The sequence below is a fragment of the Flagellimonas amoyensis genome (assembly GCF_003058265.1).
Taxonomy (GTDB): Bacteria; Bacteroidota; Bacteroidia; order Flavobacteriales; family Flavobacteriaceae; genus Flagellimonas; species Flagellimonas amoyensis.
The window spans coordinates 151,640-170,348 of the sequence record NZ_QBUK01000006.1; the positions used below are offsets into that span (position 1 = coordinate 151,640).

Below are 18,709 nucleotides of genomic sequence, written 5' to 3' on the forward strand. Positions count from 1 at the left end.
CAAAACGTGCATCCGTCAATTGGTCCAAAATTACTCAGCACCAGTTTCTAATTTTGGTTTCAGAAATGTATCGTCACAAATCCCAATGCTGATTTTTAAACCAATCTTTCCATTATTATACATACAAACTATATCCATTATATTATGAAAAAAACACTTATACATCTTTCAAAAATGTCCCTTCTCCTTTTGTTGGGGATGGGCATATTCATCGTTTCCTGTTCGGGCGAAGATGGCACAGATGGAATCAACGGAGAAATGGGCATCCAAGGAACTCAAGGTCCACAAGGTGAACCTGGAACGCAAGGAGCACAGGGAGAACCCGGAACCCAAGGAGAACAAGGTCCCCAGGGAGAGCAGGGGGCTCAAGGTGAACAGGGGCCGCAAGGTGAGCAAGGAGCACAAGGCGAACCAGGAGCGCAAGGAGATCCTGGACAAGATGGGAGTGCCAATGTCATTGTTTCCGATTGGATGCACATCGTTTGGGATAATGTAGACAATTCTGTTCCTCCTACCTGGGGAGAAATGATTATCGAGGAGATTCCCGGCATCGATGACATCACTGCTTTTTTGGATACCGGGGGAGTCGTTCTTTTTTATTTAAGACGTGATATCGGCCTCGCCACCTTTACAACACCACTCCCGCACCAAGATGGTTCTGAACACATCTTTTCATATGCTGTTACCTCTACCGATCCCAATATTTTTGTGCCTGGATTGGTCATACGAGGTGAATCAACCAATGTTTCCTCTATGGAAAACAGCAATAATTATTTGATAAAGTATGTGATTGTCCCTGCCAACATTGCCCAAGCCAGCGGTCTGGCCAACAACATGCCCAAAAGTTTTGGTGAGGCAGCTACTTTGCTTGGATTGCAGCAATGAGTTTGTATTCAGGCAGAAAAGATTGGATTTGTCATTTTGAAATTAATTGATTGCACTTCCCAATTTTCGCACAAAAAAAGGGGGCAACAGAACCCCAATACTTTAACCGTAAACACCAATATCATACACGCTTAACCAACCAATTAATTTATGAGAACTACTCTTCTAAATCTATCAAAATTGGTGCTTTTCCTTTTATTAGGGCTTGGCACTACCTTTATTTCATGCTCTGGAGAAGATGGCAAAGATGGAATTAATGGGAACATTGGACCCCAAGGACCTGCTGGACAGGATGGAAAAGATGGTATTTCCAACATTATGACATCAGATTGGTTTATAATAAATTGGACGACTGCCGAACCCACATACAGCACAATGCAGGTTGAAGTGCCTGAAGTGGACATAGAAACATTCATCGCTGACGGTGGAGTAGTATTGATATACCTTAAAATAATAGATGACTACCCCACGTCTTATATACTGCCATTTGAGTTTAACAATGTCAACCTTTATTATGGGATAACAAATATTCCAGATGGGTTTAAAGGTATCCTAATTACGTTGAGAGATACCGATAATAATGGAGCTTACTTAGAAGTCCAAAATAACCCTGATTACATGCTCCGCTATGTGCTAATACCTGTCAACATGATACAGGGCAGTGACTTGGTCAACAAAATGCCTGAGAGTTTTGATGTCGCAGCTGTGTTACTTGGATTGGACAATTGATGCATCACTATCAAACACAGCCCTTTATTAATTTTTAATTCAATTTATGAAAACAATTCTTTTAAATCTATCAAAAATGGCCCTTTACGCTTTTTTTGGGCTTAGCATCACCTTGGTTTCCTGTTCCGGAGAAGATGGCAAGGACGGGGCCAATGGTGAAATGGGAGCCCAAGGAGACGCTGGTAAAGACGGCCAAGACGGCCAAGATGGGAATGCGAATGTTATCGTATCCGATTGGACGCAAATTGTTTGGGACAATGTAAACAACAATGTCCCTCCTACTTTTGGACAAATGCTTATTGAGGAAATACCGGGAATAACAGATATTCAAGCCTTCTTGGAAACTGGCGGTGTAATCCTAGTTTACTTAAAGCTTGATTTTGGTTTGGGCTCAATTACTGTATTGCTTCCATATCAAGATGGTTCCGATAACATCTACACATACATCGCAACCTCCGAAAACCCTAATTTTCATACAGCAGCATTGGTCATCGCCGGTGAATCAGACGATGTGAGCCAACTTGAGAACAGTGACACCTATTTGATAAGGTATGTGATTGTCCCTGCCAACATTGCTCAAGCCACTGATTTGGTCAACCACATGCCCGAAAGTTTTGGTGAGGCAACCACTTTGCTCGGATTGGAGCAATAAGCCATCAACTCATTTTTTTCATTCATGCCCGGCGGACGTTCCCATACCATACCATCTTTGTCCGTCGGGTAATTTTTTTAGGCCATTATAAAAAAAGCAGGCATTTTGCCTGCTTTTTGATGTATTTGTGACCGCGGGAGGATTCGAACCCCCAACCCTCAGAGCCGAAATCTGATATTCTATCCAGTTGAACTACGCGGCCATTATCTTATGTTACGAACTTAATTTTGCCTTTACGATGTTGGAAATGGTCTTTCCATCGGCCTGACCTGCCAATTCCTTGGAAACGATGCCCATCACCTTGCCCATATCCTGCATTCCCGAAGCACCAACTGATTCAATGGTTTTGAGCACCACTTTTTCAACTTCTTCCTCCGACAATTGTTCGGGCAAGAATTTCTCGATCACCGCGACTTGTGCAAGCTCTGGACCTGCCAAGTCTTCCCTTCCTTGTTGTTGGAAGATTGCAGCACTGTCCTTTCGCTGTTTTACCAGCTTCTGGATCAATTTCACTTCTTCCTCCTCCGAAAGTTCGGCACCAGCACCTGTTTCCGTCTTTGCCAACAAAATGGCCGACTTGATGGCACGCAATGATTCCAAGGCAACAGTATCCTTTGCCTTCATGGCCACCTTCATTTCTGTCATTACCTTTTCCTGCAAACCCATTTCCATCTATTTTGGGCTGCGAAGATAAAAAATAAACCCGAAAGTATCTCAACTTTCGGGTTCATGCTTCCATTAAAAAATGGATGTCAATTTAAACACTACTAATCAACATTATCGTGTAAAAATGAGTTGTTGGAACGCAACTGTAGATCATCGTTGCTATCCTCGCCCAATGTGGTCCTGGAAACCTTCTGTTCCTTGGGAACATCGTTCAGGTCCACACCTTGGCGCTTGTATGCCGGTTGTTTCTCGATTTCGTCTATGCTGTTCCTGTTGTTCTGGAACTTATAGTTGAAATTTTTCAGTTTTCTTCGTCGTTCGTCCGCCCTATCCTTTAGAAGATCGCTGATGGAACTGTTGAAGGGATCCATACTGTCCGTGGTCTCCTCTTGTTGATGGGAGGCCTCCATTTTCAAGGTCTTTTTCTCGAAAACGAGTTCGTTTTCCACCAATTTGGGCTCGTGGGTCTCCGCCATGGACTTGGCACCGGTCAACTTGGTCTCCAGTTCCATGTACTCTTCCAGATTGTAGCGGGTCTCTCCCTGCTTATTGTACTCCAGAACAGGTTTTACCTCCACATATTCATTCACCCTCACATCTCCAATACCATCATCCAGGTTGAATGTGACCGTGTGCTCCCTTTCATCCTCTTCTTCCTCTACTTCATTGTGGAGGGGCATGTCAAAGCTCAAGGTAAATTGATCTTCCTGGGACTTGGGAGCAACCACTTCGGGTTCCACTACTTCTATATTGTTGATGATATTTTTGGCCTCAATGATGATAAAGTCGTCTTCCACATATTCAGGGACCACTTCTTCATAAAAAACATTGAAATTGCGGATATAGCTTGTGGTGGGCACCAAATCTGGTTCTTGTGTCTTGGCCTTGGGTGCAACGCGCTGCTCCACTTCCTCTTCCTTCATTTCCAAAGTATGCTTCACCACGGTAGGTTCCGGCTCTGGTTCCACCACGGGAGCCTTTTCTACCTTAACCTCCTGTACCGCTGTGGCCTCGGGAGTCAAATCTTGTTGTGCGGTCTGCTCGTCCTCCAATGTATAGAATACCTTTTTGGATTCTGTGTTCACAATATTGTCCTGCTGGTCCACATTGAAACCAGTGGCGATCACGGTCACAGCAATGGCCTCGCCCAGGTTCTCGTCCTCACCCACACCCATAATGATGTTGGCGCCATGTCCGGCCTCTATCTGGATATGGTCATTGATTTCTCCGATTTCATCAATGGTGATTTCCTGCGAACCGGAAACAATCAGCAACAGTACATTTTTGGCACCATTGATCTTATTGTCGTTCAGCAATGGGGAATCCAGTGCCTTCATGATGGCCTCTGTGGCCCTTGCAGAACCTGATGCCACGGCAGATCCCATAATGGCCGTTCCACTGTTGGAAAGTACAGTCTTGGCATCCCTAAGGTCAATGTTCTGTGTATAGTGGTGCGTGATGACTTCTGCGATACCCCTTGCCGCAGTGGCCAACACTTCGTCCGCTTTTGAGAAGCCGGCCTTAAACCCAAGATTGCCGTACACTTCACGAAGTTTGTTGTTGTTGATCACGATGAGCGAATCCACATTCGCCCTCAATTTTTCTATCCCCAATTGTGCTTGCTTGTTACGCATGGCCCCTTCAAACTGGAACGGAATGGTAACGATGCCCACAGTAAGGATGTCCAGTTCCTTGGCCAGTTTGGCCAAAATGGGTGCGGCCCCGGTACCGGTTCCCCCTCCCATACCTGCAGTGATAAAGGCCATTTTGGTATTGTGTCCCAACATACCCTTGATCTCTTCCATACTCTCCAAGGCAGCCTGTTCCCCTACATCGGGGTTGGCCCCTGCGCCTAGACCTTCGGTCAGGGAGACCCCTAACTGGATCTTGTTGGGCACAGAGCTGTTCTGCAAAGCTTGGGCATCGGTGTTGCAGATCACGAAATCCACTCCATTGATGCCTGCCTGGAACATGTGGTTGATGGCGTTGCTACCGCCGCCTCCTACTCCTATTACCTTTATTACGTTGCTCTTGTTCTTGGGCAAATCAAAAGCGATGTTGTCAAATTCAGTGTTCTTACTCATGACAGTTGTGTTTCGTTAATGGGGTTATATTATTCTGCGTTGTCCAAAAAGTCCTTCAGCTTCTCGGACCATTTGTCAAAAATGGATTTTCTGTCCTTGTGTGAGGTGGTCATGGTGGCCTCCGCCCCTACATGCTCCTGCTCCACCAATACCTTTTCCTCTTCTTTTGGCGCTTCTTGCTGATCTACCACTTTGCCCATTGTTTTGGACTCCAAGGCGTTCATCAACAGTCCTACCGCTGTCGCATACAACGGACTGGCAATTTCCTCATCGGAATCGCCCGCCAAATGTTCGTTGGGATAACCGATTCGGGTATCCATCCCGGTGATGTACTCCACCAATTGTTTCAAGTGCTTCAATTGGCTTCCGCCACCGGTCAATACGATTCCGGCGATCAATTTTTTCTTCTGGTCCTCATGACCGTAGTTCTTGATCTCCACATAGACCTGCTCTATGATCTCCACCACTCTTGCGTGGATGATCTTGGAAAGGTTCTTCAAGGTGATTTCCTTGGGCTCCCTTCCCCTCAGACCTGGAATGGAGACAATCTCGTTGTCCTTGTTCTCACCCGGCCATGCGGAACCGAATTTGATTTTCAACAGTTCTGCCTGCTTTTCAATGATGGAACAGCCTTCTTTGATGTCTTCAGTGATCACGTTGCCCCCAAAAGGGATAACGGAGGTATGGCGAATGATCCCATCCTTGAAAATGGCAAGGTCCGTGGTTCCACCACCTATATCGATAAGGGCAACGCCCGCTTCTTTTTCTTCTTGGCTCAGAACGGCTTCTGCAGAGGCCAAAGGCTCCAAGGTGATGTTGCCCAGGTCCAGTCCGGCACTTTTGATGCACCTTCCTATGTTCTTGATGGATGATACTTGGCCGACCACTACATGGAAATTGGCCTCCAAACGGCCACCATACATTCCTTTTGGTTCTTTGATTTCGGACTGGCCGTCCACTTTGTATTCCTGTGGCAGTACATGGATGATTTCCTCACCGGGAAGCATGACCAGTTTGTAAACTTGGTTGCAAAGCCTGTCCAGATCGTCATTGTTGATGACTTCCTCGGAATTAGGCCTGGTGATGTAGTCACTGTGCTGAAGGCTGCGTATGTGCTGTCCGGCAATGCCCACAACAACGGAACCTATTTTTAGACCAGAGTTCAGTTCTGCCTGCTCCACTGCTTGCTGAATGGAGGAGATGGTCTGCGTGATGTTGTTCACCACCCCTCTGTGCACGCCCAGACTTTTGGACTTGCCCATGCCCAGAACCTCAATTTTTCCATACTCGTTCTCCCTACCAATGATCGCTACGATCTTGGTGGTTCCAATATCCAACCCAACTGAATAATTACCCTGTTCCATATCTTATATTTTGGTGCAAACCACTTGATTGTTGAACTCCAAACTCACTATTGCATAATCTTCCAAGGAATTGTCCTTGGCCGCCTTAGCATAGAAAGCCATGAAATTCTTGAACTTTGTATTTAGATTGTCCACTCCCCCCAAATTCACCACAAAGTTCTCCATGCGGAATTTGAGCTGGTAGTTTCCTTCTTCTTCAATGTGTATCCCGATGACATTTTTCCTAAGAAAATCATCTTCGTTGATATAGTTGAGGATCACATACGCGTCCTCAAGGGTCTTGCCCGTAATTTTACCGGTGATAATGGGCACCCTTGCCGAATGTTGCTTGGACAAAGGCATGCGTTCTCCCATATCATCCAAATAAAATTTGGAGACCCCTTCTACTCTTCCAATCGGTTTACGCTGAACAATCTTTGAGATAAGTTCCCCGTTTACAGTAAGATAGACTTGGGCATTTTTCACCATATCGTTGGACAGAATTACCTCCTCTATGGTATTCAAAACTAATTGTTCTTTCTCCCTATTTTTTACGGGGCCGTAATTTTGTATTAACAATTTATTAACCGCATCCTCAGTCAAGTACAAGTTGTTGTCGCCCACAAATTTAACCGAGAGATCGTTCACCTTTTTCTTTTTGCTCCGCTGATCGGCAAAACCGTAAAGTGCAATTACGGCAACCGACAGAAAAGCCAATTTGATGTAATTCCAATTAACCCGCATAAGCCAATTCTTTTTTTATTTTGGGTACTTCAAGCCCTATATCCCCTGCGCCAAGGACCACTAAAACCCCTGTTTTACAGTTACTCACTTCTTTGATCAGTTCCGCTTTGGGAACCAGTTTTTTATTGGGGTTGTCTATTTTTCCCAGCAGCCAAGTCGATGTGATGCCCTCCATGGGTTCTTCCCGTGCCGGGTAGATCTCCAAAAGAATGATTTCATCGAACTGGGAAAGACTTCGGCCAAAATCGTCCGCAAAATCCTTCGTCCTTGAAAACAGGTGGGGCTGAAATATTGCCGTCACCTTTTCCCCAGGGTGCATCTCTCGTATAGCCTGGTGCACCGCATCAATTTCAGCGGGATGGTGCGCATAGTCATCAATAAAAACGAAATCCTTTTCCTTGATCTGGTACGAAAACCTACGCTGTACGCCCTTGAACGTGGCCAAAGCTTCGGCAAGGCGGTGGGGTGGGCAACCCGTTTGCACCGCCATCGCAAAAGCAGCTAATCCATTGAGCAAATTGTGCCTACCAGGTTTACCAAAACGGACTTGTTTCAGTACCTCGGAAGGCGTAACAATATCAAATATGTAGGTTCCATGTTCAATGTCAATATGTTCAATACAAAAGTCGGAGCCGTCCTCTATGCCAAAGGTGGTGCCCTCCATGGGCAATCCTTTTCGGACGAACAGCTTGCCGCCTGGTTTTATCTTTCCTGCAAAATCCCGAAAGGACTGCTGCAACTCTTCATGGGTGCCATAGATGTCCAAGTGGTCGGCATCCATGCTTGTGATACAGGCCACCGTGGGGAACAATCTCAAAAAGGAACGATCGAACTCATCGGCCTCCACCACGGAATACTCAGTGCCCTCCAACACAAAATTGCTGTTGAAATCTTCCGACACCCCTCCCAAAAATGCAGTGAAGGGAAGCCCACATTCCTTCAGCAGGTGTGCCAAGATGCATGAGGTGGTCGTTTTTCCATGTGTGCCCGCCACGGCCAAGCAATAGGAGTCTTTGGTGATGATACCCAATACCTCCGAACGTTTCTTGATGTCGAAACCATTCGTTTTATAGAAATTGAGCTCACCATGGGATGCAGGGACCGCAGGTGTATAGACCACCAAGGTGCCCGGCTGCTTGAACGTGTCCGGCACCGAAGTTATATCATCCTCAAAATGGACCTGGATTCCCTTTTCCTGAAGACCATCGGTAATGGGCGTTGGGGTCTTGTCGTACCCCGCAACCGGCTTTCCGATAAAATCGAAATAACGGGCCAGAGCGGACATACCTATGCCCCCTATACCAATAAAATAAACGCTATGTATATCCTTCAGGTTCACTTCAGCAATTTTTCAATTTCATCCACTATATGTTCCGTGGCCTTGGGCATGGCCATTTTTTTGATATTCGTTCCCAGACGCTCTTGCATCGCTGTGGAAGCCATCATCTCTGTAAACTTTTTTTCAAATTCGGCATCCAGTTCGCTTTCCTTTAGCATAATGGCAGCTTCCTTGGACACCAGGGCATTTGCATTTTGGGTCTGATGGTCTTCGGCCACATTGGGTGATGGGATAAAGATCACCGGTTTTCCCACCAGACATAACTCCGAAACCGAACCGGCCCCGGCCCTTGAAATCACCACATCCGCGGCGGCATAGGCCAAGTCCATCCTATTGACGAAGGCCAATACCTTAACCGAATCCGAATCGTATGTTTTGTATTCCTCCACATAGAGCTTGCCACACTGCCAAAGCACTTGAAGCCCCTGCCCTTCAAAAAATTTCAATTCTTTCTGGACCAATTGGTTGATGCGTCTGGCACCCAGACTTCCTCCCAAGATCAGAACGGTCTTCTTGTTTGCATCCAAGCCAAAGAAACCGAGAGCCTCTTCCTTGCCCGATTTCTGGTCCACCAAATCCATGCGGACGGGGTTTCCAGTCTTTACGACCTTTTCCTTTGGAAAAAACCGCTCCATTCCATCATAGGCCACACATATTTTCTCGGCCTTTCCTGCCAATAGTTTGTTCGTGATGCCCGCAAAGGAATTCTGCTCCTGTAGCACACAGGGAATGCCCGCACTGGCCGCCATGCGCAACAATGGTCCGCTGGCAAAGCCTCCCGTGCCTATGGCTACATGGGGCTTGAACTGCTTCACTATTTTTCTGGCCTCCAACAAACTGCTTATCACTTTAAAGGGAAACATGAGATTTTTCAATGTCAGTTTCCGTTGTATTCCACTTATCCACAAGCCCTTGATCTCATATCCGGCCTGTGGCACTTTTTCCATCTCCATTTTATCCTTGGCCCCCACGAACAGGAACTTGGCATCGGGATGCCTTTTCTTCAGCTCGTTGGCTATGGCCACTGCGGGATAGATATGTCCTCCCGTGCCTCCTCCAGAAAGTATGAACCTATAACTGCCCACTCAATACTTCTAAAGGGTTGGTCTCATCTATATCATAGGATTGCTCCTCCAAATTCTCTGTTTTGTTGCTCGCACTCAACACAATGCCAATGGCCAAGCAGGTCATCCAAATGGACGTACCCCCCATACTGATCAGTGGCAATGGCTGGCCCGTTACAGGAAACAACTGCACCACTACGGCCATATTGATGAATGCCTGGAACACAATGGGCAGCCCGACCCCGATCACCAACAATTTTGAAAACACTGTTTTGGCCGAGTGTGCCACCACGACTATCCGGAACAACAACAAGAGGTAAAAGAACAACAAGGCTCCTCCACCCAACAATCCATATTCTTCAATTATGATCGCAAAGATGAAATCCGAGGTACTTTGCGACAACATATTTTTCATGACGCTCTTTCCGGCCCCTTTGCCTACCACACCGCCTTCGGCTATGGCTATCTGGGCCAGGGTCAGCTGGTGCAAATCGTCCTTGTCCGCCTGTTCGGGATGGAGAAAGGTTTCTATCCTGGATTTCCATGTACCCGCCCTATTTGGCAATACCTCGGGCGCCTTGAAGAGCACGAACATGAACATACCGCCCAGTACGATTCCCGTGCCCACCATGGCAAACAGGTATTTCAGCGGATATCCACCCAAAAAGCACAGCACCAACACCATAAAACAGATGATGGCCGCCGTTGAAAAGTTCTCGGGCAAAATGAGCACCACCACCAAGGCCGTTGGAAGCCAAAGTGGCAAAATACTTTCCTTGAATGTGATCTTTACATCCTTGATCTTGGTCAAATACCGGGCAATCCATATCATCAATACCACAGCGGCCAAAGTGGATGTCTGGAAATTGACCCCTACCAAAGGAATCTTGATCCAACGGTTTGCCGTGACCCCTCCAATGCGGGTCTCCACCGTTAGCGTATAAGCCAACAGAATCAACACAATGGGAAGGGCAATGATGGAAAGTCCCTTAAAGTAATGGGTGGGGATCTTATGGATGGCATAAATGATCCCAAAGCCCAAGAACAAGAGGACGGCATGTTTCACCAAGTGCCCGAACGTGGTCCCGTCATCATTCACAAACACCAAATTGGTACTTGCGCTATAGACAGGCAAAAATGAGAAAAGGGCCAAAAGGGCCACTACGCCCCAGATGGCTTTATCACCTTTCAGATTTTTGAATATGGCCAACACGTTCTACAAATTTTTGATTGCTGCTTTAAATTGATCTCCCCTATCCTCATAGTTCTTGAAAAGGTCAAAACTGGCACAGGCCGGCGACAAAAGGACGGCATCGCCCCGCTCCGAAACCTTGTAGGCCACTTTTACCGCTTCCTCCATGGAATAGGTCTCCACCATTAGGTCTATCACATTGCCAAAAGACTCCTTCAACTTGGTATTGTCCACACCCAAACAGATAATGGCCTTCACCTTCTCGCGCACCAAGGGCATCAACTCTGCATAGTCGTTTCCTTTGTCCACTCCACCCGCTATCCAAACAATGGGCTTTTTGATACCGTCCAGTGCATAGAATGTGGCATTGACATTGGTTGCCTTGGAATCGTTGATGTACTCCACATGATTGATCTTCAACACTTTTTCCAGCCTATGGGGCACTCCCTGAAAGGACTGGATGCTCTGGCGGATGGTCTCTTTCCTGACCTTCACCAAGAGGGCGGCCATACTTGCGGCCATAGTGTTCTTTACGTTGTGCTGCCCTTCCAAGGCCAAAATATCTGTACTCATTTCCAAGGTATTATTATGTTCCAATTTTATTTTTATCGTTTTATCCTCCAACCAAGCTCCTTCTTCCAACTTTTTTTTGACTGAAAAAGGGACCAATTTGGATTGAACAGGGTTTTTCTTTAACCAACTTTCCATTACTTCATCATCGGCGTCATAGATCAGGTAATCGTTTTCATCCTGGTTCATGGCGATGCGGAACTTGGAGGCGATATAGTTTTCAAACTTGTACTCATATCGGTCCAAATGGTCCGGGGTGATGTTGGTGATCACGGCAATGTGCGGTTTGAAATCCACGATACCGTCCAGTTGAAAACTGCTGATCTCCAACACATACTGATCCATATCTTTCTCGGCCACCATTTTGGCAAAGCTGTCACCAATGTTTCCTGCCATGCCCGCATTCAATCCACCTTCCTTCAAAAGATGATGGGTCATCATCGTGGTCGTGGTCTTCCCGTTACTTCCCGTTATGCCAATAAGCGTAGCGTCGGTATATGTTGATGCAAACTCTATTTCCGAAATGACCGGAACGCCTTTGGCAACAAGTGCCTTGACCAATGGTGCCTTATCGGGAATGCCCGGGCTTTTCATCACCACATCGGCATTCAGGATCTTGGCCTCCGTGTGGTCGCCAGACTCCCATTCAATCTCAAAATGTTCAAGAACTTCTTTGTATTTCTCTTTGATCTCTCCTTTGTCCGAAACAAAGACTTCAAATCCTTTTTGCTGCCCCAAAATGGCGGTTCCCACACCACTTTCTCCTCCTCCAAGTATCACCAAGCGGCCCATCTATCTAATTTTAAGTGTGACAATGCTGATGATGGCCAATAAGATCCCAATGATCCAGAACCGTGTCACTATCTTGCTCTCGTGATATAATTTTTTTTGGTAATGATGGTGCAAGGGAGCCATCAAGAATATGCGTTTCCCTTCGCCATATTTCTTTTTCGTATGCTTGAAATATCCCACTTGCAGCATCACGGATAGGGACTCTGCAAAAAAGATCCCGCAGAGCACGGGGAGCAACAGTTCCTTTCTGACCATAATGGCAATCACCGCAATGACACCTCCAATGGTAAGACTTCCCGTATCTCCCATAAACACTTGGGCCGGAAAGGTATTGTACCATAGGAATCCGACCAACGCCCCTACAAAAGCGGCAATGAACACCACCAATTCCCCTACTCTGGGCAGGTAGAAAATATCCAGATAGTTTGAAAACTGGATATTCCCTGAAACCCATGCAAAAATGCCCAGGGTCAGCACGATGATTGCTGAGGAACCAGCCGCCAATCCATCAATTCCATCCGTTAGGTTGGCCCCGTTGGAAACTGCGGTGACGATCAAAATGACCGCAGGGATGAAAATGAGCCACGCATAGTCCTCAACCCCTTCGCCCATCCATGAAATAAAATCGGCATAGTCCAACTCATTGTTCTTGAAAAAGGGCACATTGGTCCGGACCGCCTTGGTCTCTTCGCCAAAAACCTTTTCCACTTTGAAATCCTCCGTGATGGTCGTGGTATCTTTCTCCTTGATGGTCACCATGGGATGAAAATAGAGCGTGATGCCTACGATCAGTCCGAGGCCCACTTGCCCCATGACCTTGAACTTTCCTTTCAGTCCCTTTTTATCCTTTTTAAAGATCTTGATGTAATCGTCCACAAAACCAATGACACCCATCCAAATGGTGGTGACGATCAACAAAATGACATAGATGTTTTTGATGTCGGCAAACAAGATCACGGGCAACAGGGTGGATATGATGATGATCAACCCGCCCATGGTGGGTGTTCCCGCTTTTTGCTGCTGGCCTTCCAGGCCAAGATCACGGATGCTTTCCCCAATCTGCTTTTTTTGCAGGAAGAGAATGATCCGCTTTCCGTATACCATTGCTATCAGAAGAGACAACATCACGGCCATGGCCGCCCTAAAGGTCAAAAACCGAAAAAGGCCCGCACCTGGCAGTTGGTATTGTTTCTCCAAAAATTCGAACAAGTAGTATAACATATTCAGATATAAGACTTAAGATGTAAGACACAAGACAGAAATTGCTTCAAACCATATTCCTTGGCCTTGCTTCTTATTACCTTCATTCAATTACTTATTTAGGCTCTCCAGAGCTTCTTTCACTTCTTTAAAATCATCAAAATCCACCCGGACGCCATTGGTTTCCTGATAGGTTTCATGTCCTTTTCCCGCCACCAAGATGATATCATTGGCCAAGGCCAATTTGCAAGCCGCCTTTATGGCCTGTTTTCTGTTCTCGATGGACAATACTTTTTTGGTGTTCTGGGCCTCCACTCCTTTTTCCATTTCCTCAATGATGGTTGCCGGGAGCTCCGTCCTGGGGTTGTCGGATGTGAATATGGCCTGGTCACTCATTTCGGAAGCGATATGACCCATAACCGGACGCTTAGACTTATCGCGGTCACCACCACACCCCACTACGGTGATGACCTTTTCATTTCCAGTCCTCAATGCATTGATGGTGATCAATACATTTTTTAGTGCGTCCGGCGTATGGGCATAATCAACTATTGCCGTTATTTTTTCTTTGGATATATAGTATTGGAACCTGCCGTCCACGGTCTCCAACTCGCTCATCAGCCTCAGGGTCTCCATTTTTTCCAGCCCTAAAAGGTCCGCCACCGCATAGATTGCCAACAGATTATAGGCGTTGAAATCCCCTATGAGTTTGGACCACAGTTCATTGTCATCCAATTTCAACAACTGTCCGTTGAACTGCTTCTCCAATATCTGGGCCCTGTAATCCGCATAGGATTTTAGGGCATAGGTATATTTTTTGGCTTTGGTGTTCTGCAACATCACCATGCCATTCTTGTCATCGATGTTGACCAAGGCAAAAGCCGTCTTGGGCAAAGTATCGAACAATTTTTTCTTCGTATCGCGGTATTCTGCAAAAGTTTTGTGATAGTCCAGGTGATCGTGGGATAGATTGGTAAAGACCGCCCCCGCAAAGTGTAATCCTTCGGATCTTTTCTGATGGATACCGTGCGAACTCACCTCCATGAAACAGCATTCCACCCCTTCCGCACTCATCTTTGCCAAATAATTGTTGATGGTCATGACATCCGGCGTGGTGTGGCTCGCTGGATATTCCTTATCGCCCACCATTACCTTAATCGTAGAAAGCAGACCTGCTTTGTAACCCGCCTTCATATAAAGGTTATACAACAAGGTGGCTACCGTAGTCTTTCCATTGGTCCCTGTAATTCCGACCAGTTTTAGGTTTTTTGACGGGTTTCCATAAAAATTGGAAGCCATCACGGCAAGGGCACTGTTGCAATCCGGCACCTTCAAATAGGTGACACCATTGACCAACAGTTCGGGCAATTCTTCACAGACCACTGCTTTGGCGCCAAAGTCCACCGCTTTTTGAATGTATATGTGCCCGTCAGTAATGGTACCCCGAACAGCCACGAACACATCGTCCATCTCCACTTTTCTGGAATCGAAATGGATATGGTTCACCACGACATGGGTATCCCCACTCACCGCAGTAAGGCTAACACCATATAATATGTCCTTCAACAACTTCATGAAAGCTCCAGTACTATTTTCTTTACTTGTTTGATATCCGTTCCTTGATCTATGGACTGCTTCTTCACTTTTCCATTTCCATGCACTTCCACTTCCAGCCCCAGATTTTCCAATAGGGACACCGCATCCATTCCACTCATTCCCTTCACATTGGGCACAGTCCCAAATTTTTTCTGGGCCATGGCAAAGTATTGCTCATATGCCTTGTCCAAATCTGGGTCGTCGAACTGCTTGCTCTCCACTTCATCCACCAAAGGTGAAATGGCATGTATCTTTTGTGCCATGGATTTGAAGACCGGACCTGACACATCGGCTCCATAATACCCTTCGCTCTTGTCCGGCTCATGGATGATCACGATACAGGAATACTTGGGGTTGTCCGCTGGAAAATATCCTGCAAAAGAGGAGATATAGGCCAATTTGTCCGGGTCCTTCTCCACATAGTTCTTCTGGGTGGTCCCAGTTTTACCTGCCATGGAAAAGTTCTTGGAGTACAGCCCGTGACCGGTACCGTATTTTTTCTCCACCACGTCCTTCATGAGTTGCCTCACCTTATCCACAGTCTCTTTGGAGCAGATGGATGGGTTCAGCACCTGTTTGTCAAAACGTTTTACCACTTTACTGCCTTCCCTCACCTCTTTGATCAATCGAGGTTTTACCAACTCCCCGTCATTGGCAATGGCATTGTAAAAGGCCAAGGTCTGCATGGGCGTCAATGACACCTCATAGCCGTGGGACATCCATCCAAGGGAAATGCCCGACCAACCCTTGTCTCCCGGATAGCGGATCACGGGATCTCCTTCACCGATGATGGGCAGATCCAATTTTTTGTGCAGCCCCATGTTCATCAAACGGTTCACGAACTTGGCTGGCTGTTCCTTATAATTTTCATTGATGATCTTGGCAAAAGCAGTGTTCGAGGAAACCGCAAAGGCCCTTGCCGTGGAAATCTTCCCGTATCCGCCCCACTTGGAATCCTTTACAACACCATCGTATATCTGGTACCGTCCTTTTTCGGTATCGATGACCGTACTGGTGTCCACCACCTTATCTTCCAAAGCGGCCACTAGGGACATCAACTTAAAGGTAGAACCTGGTTCGTGCGACTCCCCCACGGCATAGTTCAACTTTTCATAGTATTTCCCATCGGAGGTACGCCCCAGATTGGAGATGGCCTTCACTTCTCCGGTCTTGGTCTCCATGACCACCACACAACCATGATCGGCCTTATATTTTTCGAGCTGCTTCAACAATTCGTGGTGGGCAATGTCCTGAATGTTCACATCGATGGTGGACACCACATCCAATCCATCCTGCGGTTCCACAATATTATCCAAGCCCACAGGTTTCCATTGACCCTTTGCTATTTTTTGCTTCAGACGTTTTCCTTCCCTGCCCCTCAAATAGGTCTCACCAAAGGCACCATCCAAACCTACACGGGTATAGTATCCGTTTTCATCCACTTTTTCATAACCAATGCTCCTGGCCGCCATCTTACCCAAAGGGTATTCCCTCACCACGCGATGGGTCTCAATGAATCCGCCTTTATACGGACCTAGGTTGAAAAGAGGAAATTGCTTGATGCGGACATAACTCAGGTAATCCACATTGCGTGCCACCAGCTCATACCTGCTCCCATTGGCCCTCGCCTTTCTGAACAGTTGCCTGTAATAGGAAGAAGGCCGATTGAAAAGAATCCCCAACGAATCGGACAGTGCGCCAACATGGTTTTGGAAATTTGTTTCGGATACCGTTTGGGCATCGAACCTGATTTCATATTTGGAAACGGATGCTGCCAAAAGACTGCCATCCTCGGAATACAGATTGCCCCGATTGGGTTCTATGGTGAACATTCTTTCGGTCTTGCTCAGGGCAAGTTCCTTGTATTTTTCACCTTCCACCATCTGGATATCCACCAGCTTCACCACCACGGCAATGGCCATGACCAGAAGTCCACCTGCAACGAGGTAGAGCCTATTCATGATATTTTTTTCGGTGATTGCCACTATTCCGCTGATTTAACCACTATTTTCTTCGGTGGGTTTTCCGAAGGAACAAGTCCCTTGTCCGCCACTTCTTTTCGCAGAGTGGATTCCAGCTTGAGCTGTTGCACATTGGACCTTCCTTGAAAAAACTCACTTTTCAATTTTCTCACCTCCTCGTTCAAGGCGGCTATTTCCATTACTTTTTTATCGGCATTGTGACTACTGGAAATCATCAATGCGGCCAAGAAGGAGGCATACAACAAAAACATCCAGTTCTTGGGAGCATCCCCGCTCACCAAAAACTTTCCTTTTAATATGTCCAGCAATCCTTTTCTCATTTTTTCTATATGCGTTCCGCAATGCGGAGTTTTGCACTTCTTGCCCTATTGTTTCGGGCCACTTCTTCTGCGGATGGCACTATGAGGCCTCCCACTTTTTTCAAGGGAACATCAATGTTCCCATAAAAATCCTTTTCGGGTTCACCCTCGAACCGCCCGTCGCGTATGAAACGCTTTACCAAACGGTCTTCCAGGGAGTGGTAGCTTATCATGCTCAATCGCCCACCTTTTTCCAGAACCTCCGGCACTTGGAGCAAAAACTCCTTCAGCACCTCTATTTCTTGATTGACCTCTATCCGAATGGCCTGATAGATCTGGGCCAAGATCTTGTTCTCCTTCATCTTGGGCAAAAACTTGCCCAAGGTCTGTTTCAATTCTTCCGTGGTTTTGATCGGATTGACACCCCTCGCCTCTACAATGGTCTTGGCCATGGCATTTGCATTTCGCAGTTCTCCATATTGGAACAGCACCGAGGCCAGATCTTCTTGGGGGTAAGCGTTGATCACCTCATAGGCCGAAAGGGCACTGCCCCTGTTCATTCGCATATCGAGATCCGCATTGAACCTAGTGGAGAATCCACGGGCCGCTTCATCGAACTGGTGGGAGGAAACCCCGAAATCCGCCAAGATTCCATCGACTTTCCGAATACCATAGAACTTTAGATATTGCTTGAGGTAGCGAAAATTCTGGTTGATCAACTGGAACCTATCATCGTGCAATGCATTTTGCAGGGCATCCTCATCTTGATCAAATGCGAACAGCTTTCCGCCCTCGCCCAATCGTTTCAATATTTCACCGGAGTGCCCTCCACCACCAAAGGTGACATCCACATACACCCCATCTTTCTTTATGTCCAATCCGTCCACCGACTCTTGCAACAGCACCGGATTGTGATATGCATTACTCATCGTCATCAAAGATCTCTTCGGCCAAATCCGCATAATCCTTCTCCCCTTCGGCCAAGACTTTTTCATACTTGTCCTTGTCCCAGATCTCAATTTTGTCAAAGACCGCATTGAGCACCACTTCTTTATCGATCCCTGCGAAATCCACAAGGTTCTTGGGTATCTGCAGCCTTCCAGAATCCCCATCGATGGCGACTTCCTTCATCCCGGCCACAAAATTTCTCACAAAGGCATCATACTTGCGGTTGATCTTGCTCTTTTTCATCACCTTCTGCATCAATGCATCAAACTCCTGCTTGGGATAGAGCTCCAGACATTGCTGGAACACCGACCTCTTGATGACAAACCCTTCGTTCAGGACAGGCAACAGCTGATTCTTCAAGGAAATAGGCAGCAATACCCTTCCTTTTGAATCCGCTTTGCAATCATGTTGTCCTATGATATGGGTCACTAGAAATCAATTGGTTACTTAATACAACTCAAATATATAGATTTTATTTCCACATTTCTCCACTTAACACCACTTTTGTTAATAAATTCACCACTTTTAGACCAAAAACAAACTTTTGGACCTGGAAAATATTCCCCACCAAGAGGCCCTTTCTCTTCCGCAATCTTGGGGAAACCAAAAAAACTTGTTCCCTAT

The 18,709-nt window shown here is 46.5% G+C and carries 17 protein-coding genes and 1 tRNA gene; 3 read left to right on the top strand and 15 right to left on the bottom strand.

From position 1 onward, the window contains the following. Window positions 1-144 precede the first annotated feature (144 nt). From DB398_RS10130 to DB398_RS10140, 3 genes are all read left to right on the top strand, one after another. Entirely contained in the window at window positions 145-885 is a 741-nt protein-coding gene (locus DB398_RS10130; RefSeq protein WP_108424274.1) for a collagen-like protein, read from the top strand. A 150-nt stretch (window positions 886-1,035) separates the two neighbouring features. Continuing rightward, window positions 1,036-1,614: a collagen-like protein gene (locus DB398_RS10135; RefSeq protein WP_108424275.1), complete on the top strand. Its 579-nt coding sequence runs from the start codon at window positions 1,036-1,038 to the stop codon at window positions 1,612-1,614. Between the two features lie 76 nt (window positions 1,615-1,690). Next, a complete protein-coding gene (locus DB398_RS10140; RefSeq protein WP_108424276.1) occupies window positions 1,691-2,266 on the top strand; it encodes a collagen-like protein in 576 nt (191 codons plus the stop codon). Between the two features lie 128 nt (window positions 2,267-2,394). Here DB398_RS10140 and DB398_RS10145 read toward each other — a convergent pair. From DB398_RS10145 to mraZ, 15 genes are all read right to left on the bottom strand, one after another. Then, window positions 2,395-2,468 (bottom strand) — tRNA-Arg (locus tag DB398_RS10145). Between the two features lie 11 nt (window positions 2,469-2,479). Continuing rightward, window positions 2,480-2,932, bottom strand: a complete 453-nt coding sequence (locus DB398_RS10150) for a GatB/YqeY domain-containing protein (protein ID WP_108424395.1) — start codon at window positions 2,930-2,932, stop codon at window positions 2,480-2,482. Between the two features lie 101 nt (window positions 2,933-3,033). Then, window positions 3,034-5,016, bottom strand: a complete 1,983-nt coding sequence (gene ftsZ, locus DB398_RS10155; protein WP_108424277.1) for a cell division protein FtsZ — start codon at window positions 5,014-5,016, stop codon at window positions 3,034-3,036. A gap of 29 nt (window positions 5,017-5,045) precedes the next feature. After that, window positions 5,046-6,380, bottom strand: coding sequence for a cell division protein FtsA (ftsA, locus tag DB398_RS10160; protein WP_108424278.1), 1,335 nt, complete (start codon window positions 6,378-6,380; stop codon window positions 5,046-5,048). A 3-nt stretch (window positions 6,381-6,383) separates the two neighbouring features. Next, window positions 6,384-7,103, bottom strand: a complete 720-nt coding sequence (locus tag DB398_RS10165) for a cell division protein FtsQ/DivIB (protein WP_108424279.1) — start codon at window positions 7,101-7,103, stop codon at window positions 6,384-6,386. Then, a complete protein-coding gene (gene murC / locus DB398_RS10170) occupies window positions 7,093-8,442 on the bottom strand; it encodes a UDP-N-acetylmuramate--L-alanine ligase (RefSeq protein WP_108424280.1) in 1,350 nt (449 codons plus the stop codon). The genes DB398_RS10165 and murC overlap by 11 nt, the downstream gene beginning before the upstream one ends. Further along, entirely contained in the window at window positions 8,439-9,527 is a 1,089-nt protein-coding gene (murG, locus tag DB398_RS10175) for an undecaprenyldiphospho-muramoylpentapeptide beta-N-acetylglucosaminyltransferase (protein ID WP_108424281.1), read from the bottom strand. The genes murC and murG overlap by 4 nt, the downstream gene beginning before the upstream one ends. Then, window positions 9,514-10,719, bottom strand: coding sequence for an FtsW/RodA/SpoVE family cell cycle protein (locus tag DB398_RS10180; RefSeq protein ID WP_108424282.1), 1,206 nt, complete (start codon window positions 10,717-10,719; stop codon window positions 9,514-9,516). Before DB398_RS10180 ends, murG begins: the two co-directional genes overlap by 14 nt. 3 nt (window positions 10,720-10,722) lie before the next feature. Then, a complete protein-coding gene (murD, locus tag DB398_RS10185; protein ID WP_108424283.1) occupies window positions 10,723-12,060 on the bottom strand; it encodes a UDP-N-acetylmuramoyl-L-alanine--D-glutamate ligase in 1,338 nt (445 codons plus the stop codon). Continuing rightward, the gene (gene mraY / locus DB398_RS10190) at window positions 12,061-13,281 is read right to left on the bottom strand and encodes a phospho-N-acetylmuramoyl-pentapeptide-transferase (RefSeq protein ID WP_108424284.1); all 1,221 of its coding nucleotides are present in this window, start codon (window positions 13,279-13,281) and stop codon (window positions 12,061-12,063) included. Between the two features lie 90 nt (window positions 13,282-13,371). Further along, a complete protein-coding gene (locus DB398_RS10195; protein WP_108424285.1) occupies window positions 13,372-14,835 on the bottom strand; it encodes a UDP-N-acetylmuramoyl-L-alanyl-D-glutamate--2,6-diaminopimelate ligase in 1,464 nt (487 codons plus the stop codon). Further along, entirely contained in the window at window positions 14,832-16,841 is a 2,010-nt protein-coding gene (locus tag DB398_RS10200) for a penicillin-binding protein (RefSeq protein WP_108424286.1), read from the bottom strand. Before DB398_RS10200 ends, DB398_RS10195 begins: the two co-directional genes overlap by 4 nt. Then, entirely contained in the window at window positions 16,841-17,158 is a 318-nt protein-coding gene (locus DB398_RS10205; RefSeq protein ID WP_108424287.1) for an FtsL-like putative cell division protein, read from the bottom strand. Before DB398_RS10205 ends, DB398_RS10200 begins: the two co-directional genes overlap by 1 nt. Window positions 17,159-17,163: 5 nt before the next feature. Continuing rightward, the gene (gene rsmH / locus DB398_RS10210; protein WP_108424288.1) at window positions 17,164-18,066 is read right to left on the bottom strand and encodes a 16S rRNA (cytosine(1402)-N(4))-methyltransferase RsmH; all 903 of its coding nucleotides are present in this window, start codon (window positions 18,064-18,066) and stop codon (window positions 17,164-17,166) included. Further along, window positions 18,059-18,514 carry a division/cell wall cluster transcriptional repressor MraZ gene (mraZ, locus tag DB398_RS10215; RefSeq protein WP_108424289.1) on the bottom strand — a complete coding sequence of 152 codons (456 nt, stop codon included), beginning with the start codon at window positions 18,512-18,514 and terminating at the stop codon, window positions 18,059-18,061. Before mraZ ends, rsmH begins: the two co-directional genes overlap by 8 nt. Window positions 18,515-18,709 lie beyond the last annotated feature (195 nt).

What these genes read in the sequence shown, in the direction of transcription:
- DB398_RS10205 (WP_108424287.1), bottom strand. Translation starts at nt 17,158, where the DNA reads ATGAGAAAAGGATTGCTGGACATATTAAAAGGAAAGTTTTTGGTGAGC.
- DB398_RS10150 (WP_108424395.1), bottom strand. Translation starts at nt 2,932, where the DNA reads ATGGGTTTGCAGGAAAAGGTAATGACAGAAATGAAGGTGGCCATGAAG.
- DB398_RS10130 (WP_108424274.1), top strand. Translation starts at nt 145, where the DNA reads ATGAAAAAAACACTTATACATCTTTCAAAAATGTCCCTTCTCCTTTTG.
- rsmH (WP_108424288.1), bottom strand. Translation starts at nt 18,066, where the DNA reads ATGAGTAATGCATATCACAATCCGGTGCTGTTGCAAGAGTCGGTGGAC.
- murD (WP_108424283.1), bottom strand. Translation starts at nt 12,060, where the DNA reads ATGGGCCGCTTGGTGATACTTGGAGGAGGAGAAAGTGGTGTGGGAACC.
- ftsZ (WP_108424277.1), bottom strand. Translation starts at nt 5,016, where the DNA reads ATGAGTAAGAACACTGAATTTGACAACATCGCTTTTGATTTGCCCAAG.
- DB398_RS10135 (WP_108424275.1), top strand. Translation starts at nt 1,036, where the DNA reads ATGAGAACTACTCTTCTAAATCTATCAAAATTGGTGCTTTTCCTTTTA.
- DB398_RS10140 (WP_108424276.1), top strand. Translation starts at nt 1,691, where the DNA reads ATGGCCCTTTACGCTTTTTTTGGGCTTAGCATCACCTTGGTTTCCTGT.
- DB398_RS10195 (WP_108424285.1), bottom strand. Translation starts at nt 14,835, where the DNA reads ATGAAGTTGTTGAAGGACATATTATATGGTGTTAGCCTTACTGCGGTG.
- mraY (WP_108424284.1), bottom strand. Translation starts at nt 13,281, where the DNA reads ATGTTATACTACTTGTTCGAATTTTTGGAGAAACAATACCAACTGCCA.
- DB398_RS10165 (WP_108424279.1), bottom strand. Translation starts at nt 7,103, where the DNA reads ATGCGGGTTAATTGGAATTACATCAAATTGGCTTTTCTGTCGGTTGCC.
- ftsA (WP_108424278.1), bottom strand. Translation starts at nt 6,380, where the DNA reads ATGGAACAGGGTAATTATTCAGTTGGGTTGGATATTGGAACCACCAAG.